This is a genomic window from Vibrio cholerae ATCC 14035 (genome assembly GCF_000621645.1).
Lineage (GTDB): Bacteria > Pseudomonadota > Gammaproteobacteria > Enterobacterales > Vibrionaceae > Vibrio > Vibrio cholerae.
This window is the reverse complement of sequence record NZ_KK211323.1, coordinates 94,947-116,165: the sequence shown is the minus strand read 5'-3', so window position 1 is coordinate 116,165 and position 21,219 is coordinate 94,947. Positions and strand designations below refer to the sequence as shown.

Here is a 21,219-nt window from a genome sequence, read left to right as displayed (position 1 = left end):
TAAATGATGCCAAACATCACACATCTAGACCGATTTGAGTTGGCACGATATGTGCTTGATTACTACTGACCCGCAAGGGTCACCTAGCCAACTGACGTTGTTAGTGAATAATCAATGTTCACAAATAACAGCCAATAGACTCATTCTATTGGCTATTTTTTTATCTGCGTGTTTGAAATCAGTGTTTTTCTCTTCCTAAACACTTGCTCAGTGGCGCCTGATTTATCCCTAATTCACATAAAGATACCTATGATTGGCGAACACTGTCGTGTTATCGCGCAGCTTCCTCTAAAAATGAAAGAAAGGCTAACTATTGGCGATAAACTGCTGACGCAACTGATGAATTTCATCACGTTTTTGCGCCGCTAACTCAAACTCTAAGTTCTGCGCATGCTGATACATTGCGGCTTCTAATTTACTGATCTCTTTTTCAAGCTGCTGAGGAGTCAACACTTGGTAAGCCGCCGATTCTTCAGCTACTTTCGCCAATGGCACCACTTTGCTGTTCTTCTGTTTGCGCGATTTCGCAATATCGCCCAGCTCCATGATGTCTTTAACGCTGCGTTTTAAAGGCTGCGGCGTGATACCGCGCTGCTCATTATAAGCCAGCTGCTTCTCACGGCGACGCTCGGTTTCATCGATCGCTTTACGCATGGATTTGGTGATCGAGTCGGCATACAAAATTGCTTTACCATTCACGTTACGTGCTGCACGACCCATGGTCTGGATAAGTGAACGCTCGGAACGCAAAAAGCCTTCTTTATCAGCATCCAAAATCGCCACTAAAGCGACCTCTGGCATGTCCAGACCTTCACGTAGCAAGTTGATCCCCACCAACACATCAAATACGCCTAATCGTAAATCACGAATAATTTCTACCCGTTCGACGGTATCAATGTCCGAGTGTAAATAGCGAACTTTCACACCATGCTCATGCAGATATTCGGTTAAGTCCTCGGCCATGCGTTTGGTTAAGGTAGTCACCAAAATCCGCTCATCATTGGCCGCGCGAATGCGCGCTTCAGAAAGCAGATCATCCACCTGAGTGGCGACCGGACGTACTTCAATGATCGGGTCTAACAAACCGGTTGGACGCACCACCTGCTCCGCCACTTCACCACCCGATTTAGTGAGCTCATATTCACTCGGTGTTGCTGACACAAAGATGGTTTGCGGTGCTAATGCTTCAAATTCATCAAACTTAAGTGGGCGGTTATCTAAGGCTGAAGGTAGGCGAAAACCGAACTCCACCAGCGTTTCTTTTCGTGAACGATCGCCTTTAAACATCGCGCCAATTTGCGGCACGGTGACGTGTGATTCATCGATGATCAGCAAGCCATCGTGAGGCAAGTAATCAAAGAGCGTTGGAGGCGGCTCGCCTTCTGCACGACCACTTAGGTAACGTGAGTAGTTTTCGATCCCTGAGCAGAATCCCAATTCGTTCATCATCTCAATATCAAACTGAGTTCGCTGAGAAATCCGCTGCTCTTCCAGCAATTTATTGTTATCCAGCAAATATTGGCGGCGGACCTGCAACTCGCTCTTAATCTGCTCTATCGCCTCAAGAATGCGCTCGCGTGGGGTGACATAGTGAGTTTTGGGGTAAATCGTAAAGCGAGCTAAATCGCGTGACGTAATCACGCCGGTCAGCGGATCAAATAAACTGATGCATTCGATTTCATCATCAAACATTTCCACTCGAACAGCTTCTTGATCCGATTCGGCAGGGAAAATATCAATCACTTCTCCGCGTACCCGGAACTGACCGCGCTCAAATGCCATATCATTGCGTGAATATTGCAGCTCCGCCAAACGACGCAACATGTCACGTTGATTAATCACATCACCACGACGTAAATGGAGCATCATTTTTAGATAAGAGTCCGGATCGCCCAGACCGTATATGGCAGAAACTGAAGCGACAATCACCGCATCTTTGCGCTCAAGCAAGGCTTTAGTGGCCGATAAGCGCATCTGTTCAATATGAGCGTTCACGGACGCGTCTTTTTCAATAAAAGTATCCGTGGTCGGCACATAGGCTTCTGGTTGATAGTAGTCGTAGTAAGAAACGAAATACTCCACCGCATTGTTGGGAAAAAAGGCTTTCATTTCGCCGTACAATTGAGCCGCCAGTGTCTTATTAGGCGCAAGTATAATGGTGGGACGCTGCGCGGTGGCAATCACATTCGCTAACGTAAAGGTTTTACCTGAACCCGTTACCCCAAGCAGAGTTTGATGAGCCAAGCCCGCTTCCAACCCCTCCAGCAATTGCTTAATCGCGGTAGGCTGATCACCAGCAGGTTGATAGTCTGAAACCAATTCAAATGCTTTGCTCATTGCATCCTCGTCACGCTTTTGTGTTGAGCGCTATTGTGGCGGGATGCTGACCGGATGATCAAGCACTTCTTCTCTCGCTTTTTGCCACGTACAACGTGGTGTAAACAGATTTCGTAGTTCCTGTGGGGCAGATCTTAATCTTCGTGAAAATATTCCTAGCTTCCTCAATAGAGGTTTGCTAACATCCTCAGCCCTACATCGGCCTAGCGCCACTCTTGATCCAAAAAATAATCCACCTGTTTTCCCCAGATTTTCTTCTGAACGCATTTTCTTGTCTGTAATTCATCGATTTACTGAGCTGAGTTACCACTGTGGAAAAGCTAAAAATTCCCCAAAAAAATAAATACTTAACGAAAATACCACACCAAAATCAAACTGAGTATTTACTCAAGACTTATTCGCTCAAACATTAACTCAAGATCCATTAACACACTTATCCACAATTTTGGTGGATAAGTGAATACAGCTCAATAGCGGTAAGGGATACAAAAAAGTAAACCCTTTACGACATAAAAAAGTGCGCTTTTTTTCATTGAAAATCATTGACACCCACTAGTTGGGTCGTTAAAATCCGCGCCGAAACTATTCCTCCTTAGTTCAGTCGGTAGAACGGCGGACTGTTAATCCGTATGTCGCAGGTTCGAGTCCCGCAGGAGGAGCCAAATTTAGAGCCCAGTCAGTAACGACTGGGCTTTTTTATTGATGTTTTTCTCTGCAAGATTCCCGTCAAGATCTCTTATCAATCCCTGCCATTCGCATCCCATTTGCCACTTATTGCGTATAATTTATCTCCATCTACCTAAAACCTTATCTTTCCTTGGTTGTTATTGCTTTGGCAAAGCAGGATAATGCCGGGATCGGAAGCAAACATTTATATAACTATGACCGAATATCTTTTGTTGTTAATCGGCACCGTGCTGGTCAATAACTTTGTACTGGTGAAGTTTTTGGGCTTATGTCCTTTTATGGGCGTATCAAAAAAACTAGAGACCGCCATTGGCATGGGGTTGGCGACGACATTCGTCCTCACCTTAGCTTCGGTGTGCGCTTATCTGGTGGAAAGTTACGTGTTACGTCCGCTCGGCATTGAGTATCTGCGCACCATGAGCTTTATTTTGGTGATCGCTGTCGTAGTACAGTTCACCGAAATGGTGGTGCACAAAACCAGTCCGACACTCTATCGCCTGCTGGGCATTTTCCTGCCACTCATCACCACCAACTGTGCGGTATTAGGGGTTGCGCTGCTCAACATCAACGAAAATCACAACTTTATTCAATCGATCATTTATGGTTTTGGCGCTGCTGTTGGCTTCTCGCTGGTGCTCATCTTGTTCGCTTCAATGCGTGAGCGAATCCATGTAGCCGATGTCCCCGCTCCCTTTAAGGGCGCATCCATTGCGATGATCACCGCAGGTTTAATGTCTTTGGCCTTTATGGGCTTTACCGGATTGGTGAAACTGTAATGAGTACCATAGTCATCGCTGTTATTGCGCTGGCGGCATTGGCCGCCGTGTTTGGAGCCATACTCGGCTTTGCTTCGATTCGCTTTAAGGTAGAAGCCGACCCTATCGTGGACCAAATAGATGCTATCTTGCCACAAACCCAATGTGGCCAATGCGGCTACCCCGGATGTCGCCCTTACGCCGAAGCCATTGCTAATGGTGATGCGATTAACAAATGCCCTCCGGGTGGCCAAGCGACCATTGAAAAACTTGCAGATTTGATGGGTGTCGAAGTGCAAGACTCCGCCCACGATCTGGACAACAAAGTCAAAATGGTCGCCTTTATTCATGAAGACATGTGTATCGGCTGCACCAAGTGTATTCAGGCTTGCCCGGTCGATGCGATTGTGGGCGGTAACAAAGCCGTACACACAGTGATCAAAAATGAGTGCACGGGTTGTGACCTGTGCGTCGCGCCTTGCCCGACCGACTGTATTGAAATGATCCCGGTACAAACCACGCCAGAGAGCTGGAAGTGGCAACTCAATGCCATCCCTGTGGTCAATGTGACCGATTCTGCGCCTGCTGCGCAGAAAAGTGCGAATTAAGGATGGGTATGTTGTCATTAATCGAACAAATCAAATCAGGTAAGCTTTGGGACTTCCCCGGCGGCATTCATCCGTTTGAAAATAAACACCAATCCAACCGTCAGCCGATTATCAATGCGAGCATTCCGAATGAGCTGGTACTGCCACTCAAGCAGCACATTGGTAAGGCCGGCGATCTACTGGTGAAAGTGGGCGATCGCGTTTTAAAAGGCCAGCCGCTGACGCAATATACGTCGACCTTCATGTTGCCGATTCATGCACCAACTTCAGGCGTTATTAGCGCTATTGAGCCACGTACCGTCGCTCACCCTTCCGGTTTGAGTGAGCTGTGTATCGTACTAACGCCAGACCAACAAGAAGAGTGGTTTGAGTTGCAGCCGCAGCCGGATTTTCAGCAGTTGACCCCTGAAACACTGTTGGAGCTGATCCGTCAGGCCGGTATCTCAGGTATGGGTGGCGCAGGTTTCCCAACTGCGAAGAAACTGCAATCTGGGCTTTCGCGCACCGAAATCTTGATCATTAACGCCGCCGAGTGTGAGCCTTATATCACCGCAGATGATGTGTTAATGCGTCAATATGCCCATGAAATTATTCAGGGAATCGAGATTGTTGAGCACATTCTAAAGCCTAAACTCACCATCATCGGGATTGAAGATAACAAACCGGAAGCCGTTGCAGCGCTGCAGCAAGCCGCGCAAGACAAACCGATGGTGATCCGCGTTATCCCAACCAAATACCCGTCTGGTGGTGAGAAACAACTCATCAAAATCCTGACTAACTTGGAAGTTCCGAAAGGTGGTATTCCTGCCGATATCGGTTTAATGGTGCAAAATGTCGGCTCATTGCAGGCGATTGCGCGCGCGATTGTACATGGTGAACCTCTGATCCGCCGTGTAGTGACACTCACCGGCGATTGTTTCCGTAAACCACGTAACGTTTGGGCATTGCTCGGCACGCCTGTCCAAGCGCTGCTCAATGAGTTTGGCTACAAAGCCGATAAAAAGCTGCCGCGTCTCATCATGGGCGGCCCGATGATGGGCTTCACTCTACCCCATGCGCAAGTGCCGATCACTAAAACCGCTAACTGTATTCTTGCGCCTACACGCAATGAGTTAACCAGTAGTGATAATGAGATGGCGTGTATCCGCTGCGGTCAATGCGCCGAAGCCTGTCCGGTATCGCTATTACCACAGCAGTTACAGTGGCACGCGAAAGCCGAAGAATTTGATAAGTGCGAAGAGCTCGATCTAAAAGACTGTATTGAATGCGGCGCTTGTGCTTATGTCTGCCCGAGTGAAATTCCGTTGGTGCAGTACTATCGCCAAGCCAAAGCAGAAATTCGTACCCGCAGCTTAGAAGCGGAAGCCGCTGAACGAGCAAAAGCACGCTTCGAAGAGAAAAAAGCGCGCATGGAGCGGGATAAAGCGGAGCGTGAAAATCGCTTCAAGCAAGCGGCGGAAGATCGCCGCAAAGAGATGCAGCAGCAAGGTGGCTCCGATGCGATTGCGGCGGCCATTGAACGGGTTAAAGCCCAAAAAGCTCAGCTCGAGCCAACCGATAACAGCGTAAAACCGGCTATTGCGGCTGCGATTGCACGCGCTAAAGCCAAACAGGCAGAAGCAGCGCAAAGTGGTGCCAGTGAGCCTGATAATAGTGAAATGGCTAAACTACGTGAAGAGCGTAAACGCCAAGCTCGGGAACGCAAGGCACAAAAAGGTGAAGTGACTGAAGCATCAACCAGTGATGGTGCGGACGATAAGAAATCGGCTGTCGCTGCAGCGATTGCTCGCGCCAAAGCGCGTAAAGCGGAGCAGCAGGAAACCGAAAGCGCAGCTCAGCCAGCACAAGCCACACCAAGCAGTGACGATGCTGATCCGAAAAAAGCTGCGGTCGCCGCCGCCATTGCTCGCGCCAAAGCGCGTAAAGCAGAGCAGGGAACCGAAAGCACAGCTCAGCCAGCACAAGCCACGCCAAGCAGTGACGAGGCTGATCCGAAAAAAGCTGCGGTCGCTGCCGCTATTGCTCGCGCTAAAGCGCGTAAAGCAGAGCAGCAGGAAACCGAAAGCACAGCTCAGCCAGCTCAAGCCACGCCAAGCAGTGACGACGCTGACCCGAAAAAAGCTGCGGTCGCTGCCGCTATTGCTCGCGCTAAAGCGCGTAAAGCAGAGCAGCAGGAAACCAAAAGTACAGCTCAGCCAGAACAAGCCACGCCAAGCAGTGACGACGCTGACCCGAAAAAAGCTGCGGTGGCCGCCGCGATTGCTCGCGCCAAAGCACGGAAAGCCGCCCAACAATCATCATCTAATTTAAACGCTGAGGAGAAAGACTAGTGGCCTTCTTTATTGCTAGCTCCCCACATTTACGCAGTAAGCGCAGCACGGCTGACGTTATGCGTTGGGTATTAGTCTGCGCACTGCCCGGCCTGATCGCTCAGACTTACTTTTTTGGCTACGGCACACTGATCCAGTTACTGCTGGCCATCTCGGTCGCAGTGGCACTCGAAGCGGGCATTATGCTGCTGCGTAAACGATCACCAATCTCAGCACTGCGCGATTACAGCGCGGTGGTTACCGCATGGTTACTCGCGGTCGCTATCCCGCCCCTCTCACCATGGTGGGTCGTCGTGATCGGTCTGATTTTTGCGATCGTGATTGCCAAACATTTGTATGGTGGACTTGGGCAAAACCCTTTTAACCCAGCGATGATCGCCTACGTAGTGTTGTTGATCTCCTTTCCGGTTCAGATGACCAGTTGGATGGCGCCCATCAAATTAACCGCCGAACCCAGCTCACTGGTAGACTCGTTCTCACTGATCTTCGGCGGTTTTGACAGTGATGGTCTATCGCTACAGCAAATCCGTACGGGCATCGATGGCATTACCATGGCAACCCCGCTCGATGCGATCAAGACCTCGCTCAAAGCAGGACACACCATGAGTGAAACCTTGACCCAGCCTCAGTTTAGTGGCTTTGCGGGTATCGGTTGGGAATGGGTCAATATTGCCTATCTACTCGGTGGCCTGATTCTGCTGAAACTGCGTATTATCCGTTGGCACATTCCAGTGGCAATGCTGGCAGGTTTGGTTTTCACAGCGTTACTGGCACAACTTTTTGCACCGGGAACAACCGCGTCCCCCATGATCCACCTACTCTCGGGCGCAACCATGCTGGGCGCATTTTTTATCGCGACCGATCCGGTCAGCGCCAGCACGACGGATAAAGGCCGCTTGATTTACGGTTTCTTCATCGGTGCAATGGTGTTTCTGATCCGTAGTTGGGGCGGCTTCCCTGATGGTGTCGCCTTTGCCGTACTGCTCGCCAACATGTGCGTACCGCTGATTGACTACTACACCAAACCGAGAACTTACGGACACTAAGAGCGCGACTTATGCTGACAGCAATTCGAAAAAATGGCCTGATCCTCGCCGTCTTTGCCTGTGTTTCAACGGGTTTGGTGGCGCTGACATACGCCCTCACCGCAGAGCAAATTCAACAACAAGAGCAAAAGCAGCTACTGCAGGTTCTCAACCAAGTGATCCCACATAAGTATCACGATAACCCTCTGGCGCAAGCCTGTACTTTAGTCAATGATGACAAACTCGGTACAGCCAAACCCATGCATGCTTATCTGGCGCAACGTGACGGCCAGCCCACAGCCATTGCGATTGAGACCATTGCCCCCGATGGTTATAACGGTGAAATAAAATTGATCGTCGGGATCGCCAATAACGGCACCGTACTTGGTGTGCGTGTACTTGCCCACCAAGAAACACCGGGGCTAGGTGATAAGATTGATTTACGGATCAGTAATTGGGTATTAGGCTTTAACGGCCAACAAGTCACCGCCGATAATCAGGATGACTGGAAAGTACGTAAAGATGGCGGTCAGTTTGACCAATTTACGGGTGCAACCATTACTCCTCGCGCTGTCGTACTGGCGGTCAAAAAAGCCGTGGAGTATGTCAACCAACATCAACAACAGCTGCACAATCAGCCGAATCCGTGTGAGGGTCAATAACATGAGTGAAAACCGAACTCTGATGTTAAATGGCATGTGGAACAACAACCCAGCCTTAGTGCAATTACTGGGATTGTGTCCGCTGCTCGCCGTTTCCTCCACCGTGACCAATGCCCTCGGATTAGGCATTGCCACGCTTCTTGTTCTCGTCGGCTCGAATGTCACCGTCTCTCTCGTGCGTGATTATGTGCCGAAAGAAGTCCGAATTCCGGTGTTCGTGATGATCATCGCTTCGCTGGTGACTTGCGTACAGTTACTGATGAACGCCTACGCTTACGGGCTTTATCTCTCGCTCGGCATTTTTATTCCGCTGATTGTGACCAACTGCATTATCATAGGTCGTGCTGAAGCGTTTGCTTCAAAAAATGATGTGCTCCCAGCCGCGTTAGACGGATTTTGGATGGGATTGGGGATGACCTCAGTACTGGTTGTGCTCGGATCACTGCGCGAAATCATCGGCAATGGCACGCTGTTCGATGGCGCGGACCTCCTACTCGGAGAATGGGCTAAAGTTCTACGCATCGAAGTGTTTCACTTTGACAGCGCCTTTTTGCTGGCACTGCTGCCCCCCGGTGCCTTCATCGGCGTTGGCTTTTTGATCGCCGCTAAAAGCGTGATTGATAAACAGATTGCCGCTCGCCAACCAAAACAACAAAAGCAAGCCATAGAGCGTGCACGCGTGACCAATGTCTAACCAGATCAAGGAAGCCAACCCGTCTAATGAATAACGCGAAACGGATTGAAATTTTAGAACGGCTGAGGGCTAACAACCCAAAACCCGAAACCGAATTAAACTGGAACTCCCCCTTTGAGTTGCTGATTGCTGTGCTGCTCTCCGCGCAAGCAACCGATGTCAGCGTCAACAAAGCCACCGATAAACTGTATGCAGTGGCCAATACGCCACAAGCCATGCTTGATCTAGGTGTTGATGGCGTCAAAGAGTACATAAAAACCATTGGTTTATTTAACTCTAAAGCCGAAAACGTCATCAAAACTTGCCGTATTTTGCTTGAAAAGCATCAAGGTGAAGTGCCGGAAGATCGTGAAGCATTAGAAGCGCTGCCAGGCGTTGGGCGTAAAACCGCCAATGTGGTGTTGAATACAGCCTTTGGCTGGCCGACTATTGCGGTCGATACGCACATCTTTCGCGTCTCCAATCGCACCAAATTTGCGGTCGGCAAAAACGTCGACGAAGTAGAGCACAAGCTACTCAAAGTCGTACCTAATGAGTTTAAACTCGATGTGCACCACTGGCTGATTCTGCATGGCCGTTACACCTGTGTCGCGCGCAAACCACGTTGTGGCAGTTGCATTATCGAAGATCTTTGTGAATTCAAAGATAAAGTGTACCCAGAAAGCTAATTTCCCAAAAAACCGTTATCCGGAAAGTAAGGAGCTCTTAATGTCCAACCATCGTATTTTGCACACCATGCTACGCGTCGGCGATTTGGATAAATCGATCGAATTCTATACTCAAGTGATGGGTATGAGCCTGCTGCGCAAAAATGAGAATACTGAGTACAAATACACCCTCGCCTTCTTAGGTTATGGTGATGAATCCCAAGGTGCGGTCATTGAACTGACCTACAACTGGGGCGTGGCGGACTATGAGAAAGGCAACGCATACGGCCATATCGCGATTGGGGTTGATGATATTTATGCGACTTGCGATACCATCAAAGCAGCGGGAGGCATTGTAACCCGTGAACCAGGCCCAGTGAAAGGCGGGACAACTCACATCGCTTTCGTGAAAGACCCTGATGGTTACATGATTGAGCTTATCCAAAACAAGCAAGCCCATGCTGGTCTTGAAGGCTAATCGCCGATTCTGATGCATGATGCCGTCTTATGGACGGCATTTTTTTGCGCGCTGTTCTTTCACCCTTTCTCTACAATGCGTAATTCCCACACAATTCCTGTCATTTACATGATAATAATTATCAATTAATCTGAGGCAACAGATAATTAAGGAGAAGGTGTGATGAATATAAAAGAGTGGGAAAGGCATACCCTATTAGCCGATATCGCTATGCAGGAGTCAGACCACCTGCGCAGCATTCTTCACTATCAACAAGCGCTCACCGTCAGCCAACAGTTGGATGAAAGTGAAGAGATTGACATGGAAGATCGCATGATGATCTCGGTTATCTCTTGCCACAACATGGCCAAGTTTTGGCGCACCATAGGCGATAACCAATACGAGCTTAAATACCTACAACTGGCCTCAGAGCGCGTCCTCACGCTCATCCCTCAGTGCCATAAACCGGGTTGTGAAGCTTTTGTTGACTCTCTAGGCTGCTGCCGTAAAGCGCTGCTCGATTTTATGAAGCGCCACCCTAATCCAGAGATCGCACGCATGGTGCAACATATAGATACCGCCTCGAAATGCGAGATTATTGCTCAATTTCGCCTCAATTAACGGTATCACCCAACCAATGCGCTCTCCCAATTCAGGTGTGACTCGCTATCACACCTGAGTTCGGCCTAGTGAAATCACCACGCGGCGGTTTTTGTCTTTACCAATCGGCGAAGCATTATCGGCGATCGGCCGACGTTTGCCATAGCCCTGCACTTGAATACGATCTTCCGGCAACCCGATCGATTTAAAGTATTCACGCAGTACCTCAGCCCGTTGTTCCGACAAATTTTGGCTATTGTTATTGGTGTCCGTGGAATCGGTATAGGTGGAAACCAGCACTAAATCAATATCTTGGTTATAGCGTACATATTCAGCGATCTGTGCCAAACGCTTTTGTGACGCTTTATTCAACTCAACACTGGTGCCTTGGTCGTAGTGTAAAATCGTAAACGAGATGTCTTCAAAGCTGTAAGGCAATAGCTTAGAAATACAGTCACTAAACTCATTGTAGGGTTGCTGAAACAGCACTGAAGAGAGCGCAACCTCAATACGTTGATCGCGGCTTTGCCAATCTTGATAACTGAAGGTCGGGTAGCGCCCCTTTTCCAGTTCACTGAGTAACGACCACGCGGTCTGTCCACCAATATAACCATCAAACTGTTTGAAAAACTGCAGATTCGTGATGCGATCTGCGCCTTCCCCCGGCCGCCAAACCGGAGGCATAGAGACTAGGCTGACATTACGGGTATCCCCCATTGGGCGACGCATTTTTAATTCAAAGTCGAGATTGATTTTCTTGCCAGCGCGAGACGAAAACTCGGCGTCACCATAGTTGGGGATCGGGTGCACAAGGCGGCATTCCAACGGAGTATTGGTTGCCATTTGCCACGTAGACTGTTGTGGTGTTGCCACATAACGCACTTCCAACGCCGAAGCGACAGACGCTGATAACATGCTTATGGCAAACAAACTTGTGATAACCCATTTATTCATAAATACTTTTTCTCACTACTGATACTGCATGCTCAGGCGATAATTTGCCGCCTGCGAGACTTGGTGGAGATGATGCAAAAATCTAGCCAGCACGATACAGGCATGACGGTTCCCAAACAACTTGGTTACCGCAAAACAGCCGTGAATGCATTCCTTTCAACCTTATCGCTTCTCTTTATTGAACAATTAATTGCCGCGATTTAGATAAGCTAGGTTTTGCTCCACCGCAGAATCTGCAATAATGCCAGCCTTATCACACAATTTAGAACCCGCATGACTGATAAAAATGACGCGCTAACCTTGAAAAAACGCTTTCGTGGCTATTTTCCTGTGGTTATCGATGTAGAGACCGCAGGATTCAATGCGCAAACCGATGCGCTTTTAGAAATTTGTGCTGTCACCTTGAGTATGGATGAAAACGGCGATTTACACCCAGCAAGTACTATCCATTTTCATGTCGAACCCTTTGAAGGCGCGAATCTCGAAAAAGCCGCACTAGAATTTACCGGCATTTACGATCCGTTTAGCCCACTACGGGGGGCGGTGAGTGAAGATCATGCATTAAAAGAGATTTACAAACTGGTTCGCAAAGAGCAAAAAGCCGCAGATTGCAGCCGCGCCATTATTGTGGCGCATAACGCGCATTTCGATCACAGTTTCGTGATGGCCGCGAGCGAACGTTGTAAATTAAAACGTGTTCCTTTCCATCCCTTTGCCACGTTTGACACGGCAACGCTAAGTGGTCTTGCTTTCGGGCAGACCGTGCTGGCTAAAGCCTGTAAAACTGCTGGGATGGAATTTGACAATCGCGAGGCACATTCCGCCTTGTACGATACCCAAAAAACTGCAGAGCTGTTCTGCACCATTGTCAACCAGTGGAAAGCTTTAGGTGGCTGGCCATTGGTCAATGATGATGAGGACAATAACAACGATGCCGATTTAGATTGAAGCTCGTTCTACCCATGAACCGCTTTAACCAATCAGGCCCATCCCTACCCTTCTTGCTTCTTCAAGTGGGCTGGGGATACACAACATCCCGAGAAAAAATATGAATCCAGTAGTCATTTCCGTTTGTGTCATGCTGCTGCTAGCCCTGATGCGGGTGAACGTCGTGGTTGCTTTGACGTTCAGTGCCGTGATCGGTGGTTTAGTCGCTGGTATGAGTTTGAATGAAACCGTTGCCGCATTTGAAAGCGGTTTGGGTGGTGGCGCCACGATCGCCCTGAGTTACGCCATGCTTGGCACCTTTGCGGTGGCCATTTCGAAATCGGGGATCACCGATTTACTGGCGCAAAGCGTGATTCGTCGCATTCACGGCCAAGAAAGCCACGCAGCATCAACCGGGTTAAAATACCTCGTACTCATCTCTTTGCTGCTGATGGCGATGGCCTCACAAAACGTCATCCCCGTCCACATTGCGTTTATCCCCATTTTGATCCCGCCGCTCCTGAGTGTCTTTGCTAAGCTGAAACTCGACCGTCGCTTAGTCGCCTGCGTCCTCACTTTTGGCTTGATCACCCCCTACATGGTGCTTCCCGTCGGTTTTGGCGGCATTTTCCTCAACAACATTTTGCTAAAAAACCTGCATGAAAATGGTTTGGAAAGCATCACCGCAAGCCAAGTTCCCACGGCGATGATTTTGCCCGCAGCTGGGATGATTTTTGGTCTGTTGCTGGCGGTACTTTTTAGCTATCGCAAACCTCGTGAGTATCAAGAAACGGAATTGACCGTAGTGCAACAAGAAAGCTCGTCGATCAATAAACAGCATATCGCGATTGCGGGTGTCGGCATTGTGGCTGCATTAGCGGTGCAATTGTTGACGGGGTCTATGATCATTGGCGCACTAGCAGGCTTTATGGTATTCACTTTTGGGGGCGTGATTGCGTGGAAAGAGACGCATGATGTGTTCACAAGAGGCGTGCATATGATGGCGATGATTGGCTTTATCATGATTTCTGCGGCCGGTTTTGCCGCAGTGATGAAAGCCACTGGCGGCGTTGAAACACTGGTCACTTCGCTTTCCACCAGCATTGGTGACAATAAAGCTCTAGCAGCTCTGCTGATGTTAGTCGTAGGCTTGTTGGTGACTATGGGCATCGGCTCGTCATTCTCGACCATTCCGATCATCGCAACCATCTATGTGCCGCTGTGTCTTTCGTTTGGTTTTTCCCCAATGGCCACCGTTGCTCTGGTCGGTACCGCCGCTGCGTTAGGAGATGCAGGATCTCCTGCGTCCGATTCAACCTTAGGCCCAACATCCGGCCTCAATGCGGATGGTCAGCACGAGCATATTTGGGAAACCGTTGTGCCAACCTTTATTCACTACAATCTGCCACTCATCGTATTCGGTTGGATTGCCGCCATGGTGCTGTAACCTCCGCTAACCAAGAGTCCAACCATCACCTCATCCCCTCACCCAAGCGTAGCGGTCGTGAGGGGGATAACGAAAAAGGCTTCCCGCAGGAAGCCTTTTTGATGATGATCCGAACCCGTTATTTGCTTAAGCACCTTCGTTATGCAGCTCAAGGTTAGCCAGATCTTGTTGAATTTCACGCTGCACTTTCGCGTCATCACTGCGCATTGACTCGAGAAAATCTAAGTACTGCTGATCGATGTCACCCGTCACGTATTCGCCATTAAAGACCGAAGCTTCAAACTTGACGATATCAGGGTTGCCACAGCGAACCGCTTCCACCAAATCCTCTAAAGTTTGGAATATCAAGGCATCAGCACCAATCTGCTTACAGATAGCATCGTTATCACGACCATGAGCAATCAGCTCATTGGCACTTGGCATATCAATACCATACACGTTCGGGAAGCGAATCTCAGGGGCAGCAGAGACGATGTAGACTTTCTTCGCCCCAGAATCACGAGCCATCTCAATGATCTGCTCTGAGGTAGTGCCACGCACGATAGAATCATCCACCAGTAGTACGTTTTTATCTTTAAACTCTGAGCGAATCGCATTGAGTTTGCGGCGTACCGATTTCTTACGTTGCTGCTGACCCGGCATGATAAAGGTTCGACCAACATAGCGGTTTTTAACAAAGCCTTGGCGATATGGTTTATCAATCGCCTGTGCAATTTGTAGGGCGATATCACAAGAGGTTTCAGGAATCGGGATGACTACATCGATATCGAGATCGCTGTAATCGTTTTTGATGCGCTCACCTAAACGCTTACCCATCTCTACACGAGCGCTGTAAACGGAAATCTTGTCGATAAACGAATCTGGGCGCGCAAAGTAGACAAATTCAAAGATGCATGGGTTGAGTGCTGGATTATCGGCACACTGTTTGGTGTAGAGCTCACCGTCGAAAGTGGCATAAATCGCTTCACCGGGCGCGACATCTCGCACGAAGTCGAACCCAACCGCATCCAGTGCGACCGATTCGGAGGCGACCATATATTCGAGCTGACCATTAACTTCACGCTTACCGAGACACAATGGGCGAATACCGTGTGGGTCACGAAACGCAATCATACCGTGACCAATGATCATCGCCGCCACCGCATAAGCACCACGAATGGTACGGTGAACATTGCTGATTGCACGGAACACATCTTCGGCGGTGACATTGCCCTTTACGGTATCAATTTCATGAGCCAGGACATTGAGCAACACCTCTGAATCCGAAGTGGTATTCACATGACGACGGTCTTTTTCAAACAGCTTTTGACGCACTTGGTTCGCGTTGGTCAGATTACCGTTGTGAGCAAGTGTGATACCGAAAGGAGAGTTGACATAGAAAGGTTGAGCTTCTGAGGCGCTAGAGCTACCTGCGGTGGGGTAACGCACATGGCCGATCCCGACGTTGCCTTGCAGGCGTTGCATGTGTTTCGCTTCAAAGACATCCCTGACTAATCCGTTTGCCTTACGCAGACGAAAACGATTGCTTTCTATGGTACAAATACCCGCGGCATCTTGGCCACGATGCTGCAAGACCGTCAAAGCGTCATAAATTGACTGGTTTACAGGCGTTGTACCCACGATTCCAACAATACCACACATGTCCTAATCCTCGATTTCAACCGTCTCCGGCGCTAAATCGCGCCAGAGAGAAAACTTGATGTTGCTTTTAGGTGTTCAAAGAACGGAGCAATAACGCGACTGAATTCAGGCACTAGCTGCGAGCTTTTCCACCACTCTGTATTTGGAAATGCGGTAAACGCATCCATGAAGAACAGACCTGCTGCGACAATCAACACTCCACGTAGTGCACCAAACACCACACCGAGAATTCTGTCGGTTCCTGAGAGTCCTGTTTTTTCGACCAGTTGGGCAATCACGTAGTTAACGATAGCACCGACGATCAATGTCGCCACAAACAGAGCCGCAATCGCCGCTCCATTGCGAAACATGTCATCTTTAATGTTGGTGAAATACACCGCCAGTTTGGCGTAGTACTCCGAAGCGATATAAAACGCCCCAAACCAAATCACTAAAGACAAGGCTTCTTTGGCAAAGCCGCGAACAAGACTGATCAGCGCAGACAAGCCGATCACACTTAAAATGACAATATCTAACCAGTTCATGAGTTCTTACATCTTAAGTTGGCGCGCATTTTAACAGAAAAAAACGCGACGCAAACGTTTTCTTATGGGTTTAGTGGTTTAAATTTGAGCAATTGACCTTTAGCACCGGTAATTTTTTCCAATTCCACGAGTTGGGTTTCTAACTTAGATTTTGAAACATCAGGACCAATAATCACTCGGGTGAAATCATTCTCTTGTTTGACATGCGCTTGGTAACCACGCTTTTGTAAGTCAGCCACGAGATTGCGTGCATTATCGGCATTTTTCAGTGCCACTAACTGAATGATCCACGCGGAATCTTGGTATTCATTCGTTTCTGGAACCTCAGTGACCGTCACGGGCACAGGCTGCTCTGCTGCCACTTTGACTGGCGCACTGTTTTTCACCACCGTCGGCGTTACTGGTGCAACACTGGCTTGATTATCCTGCCCCGTCTGAGTGACGGAAACCGGCGCTTCAGGTAAGGCAATATCATCTTGCACCGGATCCAGCACTTCAAACTTTTCTACCTCGCCTTCCGGCTGCGGTTTAATTGGGACGCTGGCAATCTCTTCTTTAAAATGCGTTTTCTTACCATCAAGCACATCGGGCAGCACAATCACGCCGATGGCGACCAACACTATGGTGCCAACTAAACGGCTTTGAAATTTACTGGCCATTTATTCCCCTCTCTTTTGCCAATGTTCAAGCACTTCACCTACCGTATGGAAAGAGCCCGCAACTACAATGACATCTTGTGCCCCAGCCTGTGTCAACGCGGCTTCAAATGCCGACACAGGATTGGCATATTGAGTAATATCCGCAGGTAAATACTGACAGAGCTGCGCCGCTGTAGCCGCACGAGGGCCAGACAACGAAGCGGGATACCAATGAGTAACCGCCGGAATTAACTCGGCCACCGTTGAAGCAATATCTTTGTCATGCAACATCCCAAACACCAGATGAATGGTGCGCTCTGGGTAGCGTTGTGTCAGTTGCTGAACCAGATAATGGGCTGAGTGCGGGTTATGTGCGACATCAAGCACTATCGTAGGTTGATGGCTAATCACCTGCATTCGTCCCGCTAATTGGGCATTCCGTAGCCCATCCACGATATTAATATCGCTGATGGCAAGCCCAGAGCAACCCAGCGCCATTAAAGCCGTTGCCGCATTCGGTAACGGCAGAGATGGGATAGGAAGATCGGTCAATTCAAAGCGGCCACTACGCCAATTCCAAGTCGTTGCTGAGGTTTTCTCATAACTAAATTGGATTTCCACCTGATGCAGTTTAGCGCCGATATCATCGGCATGCGCAGCAACGGTTGCGGGTGGCTTAGGCTGCCCACAAATCGCAGGCTTTCCTGAACGGAAGATGCCCGCTTTCTCATAACCAATCACAGCGATGTCATTGCCAAGCCAATCGGTATGATCCAGCGCTAAGCTGGTGATGACACTGACATCGTGATCGACAACGTTGGTCGCATCTAAACGGCCCCCCAACCCCACTTCAAGCAGCAACACATCGACTTTCTGCTGCTCAAAAAGATAAAGAGCGGCGAGTGTACCGAATTCAAATAGGCTTAAGCTTATGTCACCGCGCTCTTGCTCAATATGCGCAAACGCTTGGGTGTGCATCTCATCGGCAAGATCTTGGGCATTGATGCGTACACGCTCGTTATAGCGAATCAAGTGCGGAGAACTGTACACGCCAACGGAATAACCCGCTTGCAATAGAATCGCTTCCATTAATGCACAGGTGGAACCTTTACCATTGGTGCCCGCCACCGTGATAACGGTGGGCGCTGGTTTGGTGAGTTTGGCTTTTTGAGCGACGGCTTGAACACGTTCTAGGCCGAGATCAATGGCGGAAGTGTGTATGTGGGCTAAATAATCAAGCCACACCGCGAGTGGAGATGTGGCTTGAGGAACAGGCTTTTGAGTCATCTAACGTACAACCATAGAATCCGTTGGTTTAGTTAGCGCTTACTTTACCCTTTTTTATTGGCTTCTGGTACCGCATAAGGCGCTTCATTTGGCGCGTCGTTCACAGAAACTACGAGAGGAGACGCTTGGCCAGTCATTTTCGCCAGTAAGCTAGCGACACGCTGACGCATGTCTCGGCGATCAACGATCATATCAATCGCACCATGCTCTAGCAGGAACTCACTGCGTTGGAAACCTTCTGGAAGCTCTTCACGTACGGTTTGCTCAATAACGCGACGACCAGCAAAACCGATCAATGCTTTGGGCTCACCGATATTAATATCGCCCAGCATCGCCAAACTCGCTGACACCCCGCCCATGGTTGGGTCGGTCATCACGGAAATGAAAGGCAAGCCTTTATCCGATAAACGCTCTAGCGCGGCACTGGTTTTGGCCATTTGCATCAGAGACATTAATGCCTCTTGCATACGCGCACCGCCGCTGGCAGAGAAACAGATTAATCCGCAGTTGTGTTCCATGGCCGCTTCAACCGCACGCACAAAACGAGCGCCAACCACAGAACCCATTGAGCCGCCCATAAACGAGAACTCAAAGGCACACGCTACGACAGGAACACCAAGCACAGCACCTTTCATGACGACCAGAGCATCCTTCTCACCACTGGCTTTTTGCGCCGCAGCAAGACGCTCTTTGTAGCGTTTAGAATCTTTAAATTTCAGTTTGTCTTGTGGCTCGAGCTCTTCACCCAGCTCAACACGCTCACCTTGATCCAGAAACGTTTCCAAACGGCGGCGTGCTTTCATGCGCATGTGATGATCACACTTAGGACAAACTTCTAGGTTACGCTCCAACTCCGCGTAATAAAGCACTTGTTCACACGATGTACATTTAGTCCAAACGCCTTCTGGGATAGAGGCTTTGCGTGAACTGACGATGTTGCTTTTCTCTAAAATCTTTTCGAGCCAACTCATGGAAGACCTTTTACTCTCAATCTCCCGCCATCGGCAGGAGAGATAAATTCGACAAAAAATGCGTGTGGATTAAAACACAGAAAATGCCAACTGTAGACAAAAAACTGGTTGTACCTATTTCTGCGCTTTAGCCAAAGCACAATATTGTTTATTTTTGAGTCAATTACTAGCTGTTAGTTCAAATTATCAGGCAAGAAAAGTGGCCCAATTGGCATTTCGGGCAACCCAAAATGCGCAGGGTAATCAACAGAAACCAAGTAGAGCCCCTCCGCTTTGGCCGTCGCCGCCGCTAAGGTGCGATCTTTTTGTGCCAATAACCATTGAATCCACTCTGGCTTCTGCTCACCACGCCCGACGGCTATCAAGCTACCCGTGATATTGCGTACCATATGATGCACGAACGCATTGGCTTTAATATCAATCACCACATAACGACCGTGACGCGTCACATTCAGATGCATGACGTTACGCCAAGGACTACGGGACTGACAATGCACCGCACGAAATGAGGTGAAATCATTTTCCCCCAGCAAGTACTGCCCTGCTTGCTGCATTTTTTCAACATCCAGCTCGCCGTGGTAATGGCTGACACCAGAATTCAAAATCCCCGGGCGATAAACATGGTTGTAAATGACATAACGATAACGGCGTGCAGTGGCACTGAATCGTGCATGAAATTCATCAGGAACCGCCATCGCCCAGCGTACTGCAATATCCTTCGGCAAATTCGCGTTGGCGCCCATGGTCCAAGCGACCATCTGCCGTTCGGCGGTGGTATCAAAGTGCACCACTTGCCCAGTACCATGTACCCCCGCATCAGTTCGCCCAGCACACTGCACTTCCACTGGATGATTGGCAATCTTACTCAGCGCCTTTTCTAACGCTTCTTGGACACTTTTGACTTCTCTCTGGCGCTGCCAACCGTAGTAGTGAGTCCCGTCATACTCAATACCTAACGCGATTCTCATGCTGTTTGTCTCAATAAAAATGGGTCGGGAAGTATAAACAGTTTGCCAGTAAATTTCTAATCACTACAAAAGTAAAAGGCAGCTAAGCTGCCTTTTAAAGTGTCGAAAGAATCAGAGGGAGCTACACTCGCCCATTCAGCACATCGATCAGCCGTTTAGCTTGTTGGCGAATCTCATCATCGCCGTCAACAATCGCCTCTTCGAGCAGTTTAATCGCCCCTTTCTCATCGTTCATTTCAATGTAGATTTTGGCCAAATCCAGCTTACCAGCTGCTTCCGCACCACTATCCACATCAATATCTCGAATATCACCAATCACATCAGGAAACTCATCCAGACCCACATCAAGCTTAAGCTCCTCTTCATCAGGATTTAAGCCTTGCTCTTCCGATTCTACCTGTGCCATGAGCTCGTCGATGGTCATGTAGCCATCACGCTGTGGGTCGAAATCCAGCAAATCCTCTTGCGATCCCCAGTTTTCAGGCTTCGCTTGCGGCTCCGGTGTTTCACTCGCCCAAATCGCTTGCTCATCCTCAGGTACATCATCCGGCAACTGCGCTTGCTGATCTGGGGTTAGGTGGAAACCATTCCAATCTTCGCCGCCCATTTGCAACATGGCATCAATATCCATGCCCGCGCTATCAATCGTTTTAGCATCAAGTGGACGATCAAAGCTAAACGGTTTTTCACCATCGGGATTATCACTCAGCCAATCGTGCAGCGCTTCTTCATCAAATGCCTTGTTAGCCAAAGATTGTGTCGGTGGCACATCTTGAGTCGCGCCCAAAAGTTCAGGCTGAACCTCGTCTACTGCGCTTTCAACACTGGCCAGTAAATCCTCATCGGCAACCAGCGCATCACTTTCTGTCTCTTGTGCTAGCGTTTCTGTCTCATCACCGAGCTCTGGCTCAACTTCCGATTCAGCGGCAGGCTCTAACTGTGCATCCGCCAAGGCGTCTTTTTCAGTGTACTCAGGCAAATCGAGCTCATCAAGCTCAGTAAAGGAGTCTTCCTCTTCGAGAACGCTTGCCAACTCAAGCTCCGGCTCAACTTCTGATTC

Annotated in this window: 21 protein-coding genes and 1 tRNA gene; 13 read left to right on the top strand and 9 right to left on the bottom strand. The window is 49.1% G+C overall.

The window, feature by feature from the left end:
- Positions 1-306 precede the first annotated feature (306 nt).
- The gene (uvrB, locus tag T411_RS0117230) at positions 307-2,337 is read right to left on the bottom strand and encodes an excinuclease ABC subunit UvrB (RefSeq protein ID WP_000029983.1); all 2,031 of its coding nucleotides are present in this window, start codon (positions 2,335-2,337) and stop codon (positions 307-309) included.
- Positions 2,338-2,923: 586 nt separating this feature from the next.
- On the opposite strand from uvrB, the gene T411_RS0117225 reads away from it, so the two are divergent.
- From T411_RS0117225 to T411_RS0117175, 10 genes are all read left to right on the top strand, one after another.
- Positions 2,924-2,999: transfer RNA gene (locus T411_RS0117225), tRNA-Asn, on the top strand.
- A gap of 219 nt (positions 3,000-3,218) precedes the next feature.
- The gene (rsxA, locus tag T411_RS0117215) at positions 3,219-3,800 is read left to right on the top strand and encodes an electron transport complex subunit RsxA (RefSeq protein ID WP_000141550.1); all 582 of its coding nucleotides are present in this window, start codon (positions 3,219-3,221) and stop codon (positions 3,798-3,800) included.
- Positions 3,800-4,387 carry an electron transport complex subunit RsxB gene (rsxB, locus tag T411_RS0117210; protein WP_000104488.1) on the top strand — a complete coding sequence of 196 codons (588 nt, stop codon included), beginning with the start codon at positions 3,800-3,802 and terminating at the stop codon, positions 4,385-4,387. The genes rsxA and rsxB overlap by 1 nt, the downstream gene beginning before the upstream one ends.
- 8 nt (positions 4,388-4,395) lie before the next feature.
- Complete coding sequence (gene rsxC, locus T411_RS0117205; protein WP_000949718.1) at positions 4,396-6,717, top strand: electron transport complex subunit RsxC; 2,322 nt, start codon at positions 4,396-4,398, stop codon at positions 6,715-6,717.
- Positions 6,717-7,763 (top strand): electron transport complex subunit RsxD, encoded by a 1,047-nt coding sequence (gene rsxD, locus T411_RS0117200; RefSeq protein ID WP_000863737.1) that lies wholly within the window; start codon positions 6,717-6,719, stop codon positions 7,761-7,763. Before rsxC ends, rsxD begins: the two co-directional genes overlap by 1 nt.
- An 11-nt stretch (positions 7,764-7,774) precedes the next feature.
- A complete protein-coding gene (rsxG, locus tag T411_RS0117195; RefSeq protein ID WP_000954366.1) occupies positions 7,775-8,404 on the top strand; it encodes an electron transport complex subunit RsxG in 630 nt (209 codons plus the stop codon).
- Between the two features lies 1 nt (position 8,405).
- Positions 8,406-9,098 carry an electron transport complex subunit E gene (locus T411_RS0117190; protein WP_001293888.1) on the top strand — a complete coding sequence of 231 codons (693 nt, stop codon included), beginning with the start codon at positions 8,406-8,408 and terminating at the stop codon, positions 9,096-9,098.
- Positions 9,099-9,124: 26 nt separating this feature from the next.
- Positions 9,125-9,766: an endonuclease III gene (gene nth / locus T411_RS0117185; RefSeq protein ID WP_001057745.1), complete on the top strand. Its 642-nt coding sequence runs from the start codon at positions 9,125-9,127 to the stop codon at positions 9,764-9,766.
- A gap of 40 nt (positions 9,767-9,806) precedes the next feature.
- A complete protein-coding gene (gloA, locus tag T411_RS0117180; protein WP_000064966.1) occupies positions 9,807-10,223 on the top strand; it encodes a lactoylglutathione lyase in 417 nt (138 codons plus the stop codon).
- A 162-nt stretch (positions 10,224-10,385) separates the two neighbouring features.
- On the top strand, positions 10,386-10,823 hold the full coding sequence (locus T411_RS0117175) for a DUF2753 domain-containing protein (protein ID WP_001021926.1): 438 nt from the start codon (positions 10,386-10,388) through the stop codon (positions 10,821-10,823).
- Positions 10,824-10,871: 48 nt separating this feature from the next.
- Here T411_RS0117175 and motY read toward each other — a convergent pair whose 3' ends face one another.
- Complete coding sequence (motY, locus tag T411_RS0117170) at positions 10,872-11,756, bottom strand: flagellar protein MotY (protein ID WP_001045943.1); 885 nt, start codon at positions 11,754-11,756, stop codon at positions 10,872-10,874.
- Between the two features lie 72 nt (positions 11,757-11,828).
- Between motY and T411_RS1000000121510 the strand changes: the two genes are divergently transcribed.
- From T411_RS1000000121510 to T411_RS0117155, 3 genes are all read left to right on the top strand, one after another.
- Entirely contained in the window at positions 11,829-11,960 is a 132-nt protein-coding gene (locus T411_RS1000000121510) for a hypothetical protein (protein WP_001172787.1), read from the top strand.
- A 69-nt stretch (positions 11,961-12,029) separates the two neighbouring features.
- Positions 12,030-12,704 (top strand): ribonuclease T, encoded by a 675-nt coding sequence (rnt, locus tag T411_RS0117160; RefSeq protein ID WP_000130223.1) that lies wholly within the window; start codon positions 12,030-12,032, stop codon positions 12,702-12,704.
- A 100-nt stretch (positions 12,705-12,804) separates the two neighbouring features.
- A complete protein-coding gene (locus T411_RS0117155) occupies positions 12,805-14,130 on the top strand; it encodes a Na+/H+ antiporter family protein (RefSeq protein WP_001889879.1) in 1,326 nt (441 codons plus the stop codon).
- 126 nt (positions 14,131-14,256) lie between these two features.
- Here T411_RS0117155 and purF read toward each other — a convergent pair whose 3' ends face one another.
- The 7 genes from purF to T411_RS01000000119750 form a co-directional block, all read right to left on the bottom strand.
- A complete protein-coding gene (gene purF, locus T411_RS0117150; RefSeq protein WP_000334237.1) occupies positions 14,257-15,771 on the bottom strand; it encodes an amidophosphoribosyltransferase in 1,515 nt (504 codons plus the stop codon).
- A gap of 32 nt (positions 15,772-15,803) precedes the next feature.
- The gene (locus T411_RS0117145) at positions 15,804-16,295 is read right to left on the bottom strand and encodes a CvpA family protein (RefSeq protein ID WP_001104251.1); all 492 of its coding nucleotides are present in this window, start codon (positions 16,293-16,295) and stop codon (positions 15,804-15,806) included.
- Between the two features lie 62 nt (positions 16,296-16,357).
- Positions 16,358-16,954, bottom strand: coding sequence for an SPOR domain-containing protein (locus T411_RS0117140; protein WP_000157055.1), 597 nt, complete (start codon positions 16,952-16,954; stop codon positions 16,358-16,360).
- Positions 16,955-18,220 (bottom strand): bifunctional tetrahydrofolate synthase/dihydrofolate synthase, encoded by a 1,266-nt coding sequence (folC, locus tag T411_RS0117135; RefSeq protein ID WP_000192370.1) that lies wholly within the window; start codon positions 18,218-18,220, stop codon positions 16,955-16,957. It abuts the gene before it with no gap.
- 44 nt (positions 18,221-18,264) lie between these two features.
- Complete coding sequence (gene accD / locus T411_RS0117130) at positions 18,265-19,191, bottom strand: acetyl-CoA carboxylase, carboxyltransferase subunit beta (protein WP_000118596.1); 927 nt, start codon at positions 19,189-19,191, stop codon at positions 18,265-18,267.
- Between the two features lie 173 nt (positions 19,192-19,364).
- Positions 19,365-20,159 (bottom strand): tRNA pseudouridine(38-40) synthase TruA, encoded by a 795-nt coding sequence (truA, locus tag T411_RS0117125; RefSeq protein WP_001216995.1) that lies wholly within the window; start codon positions 20,157-20,159, stop codon positions 19,365-19,367.
- Between the two features lie 121 nt (positions 20,160-20,280).
- Positions 20,281-21,219: FimV C-terminal domain-containing protein (locus T411_RS01000000119750; RefSeq protein WP_032473897.1), on the bottom strand; the 939-nt coding region annotated here is incomplete at its 5' end.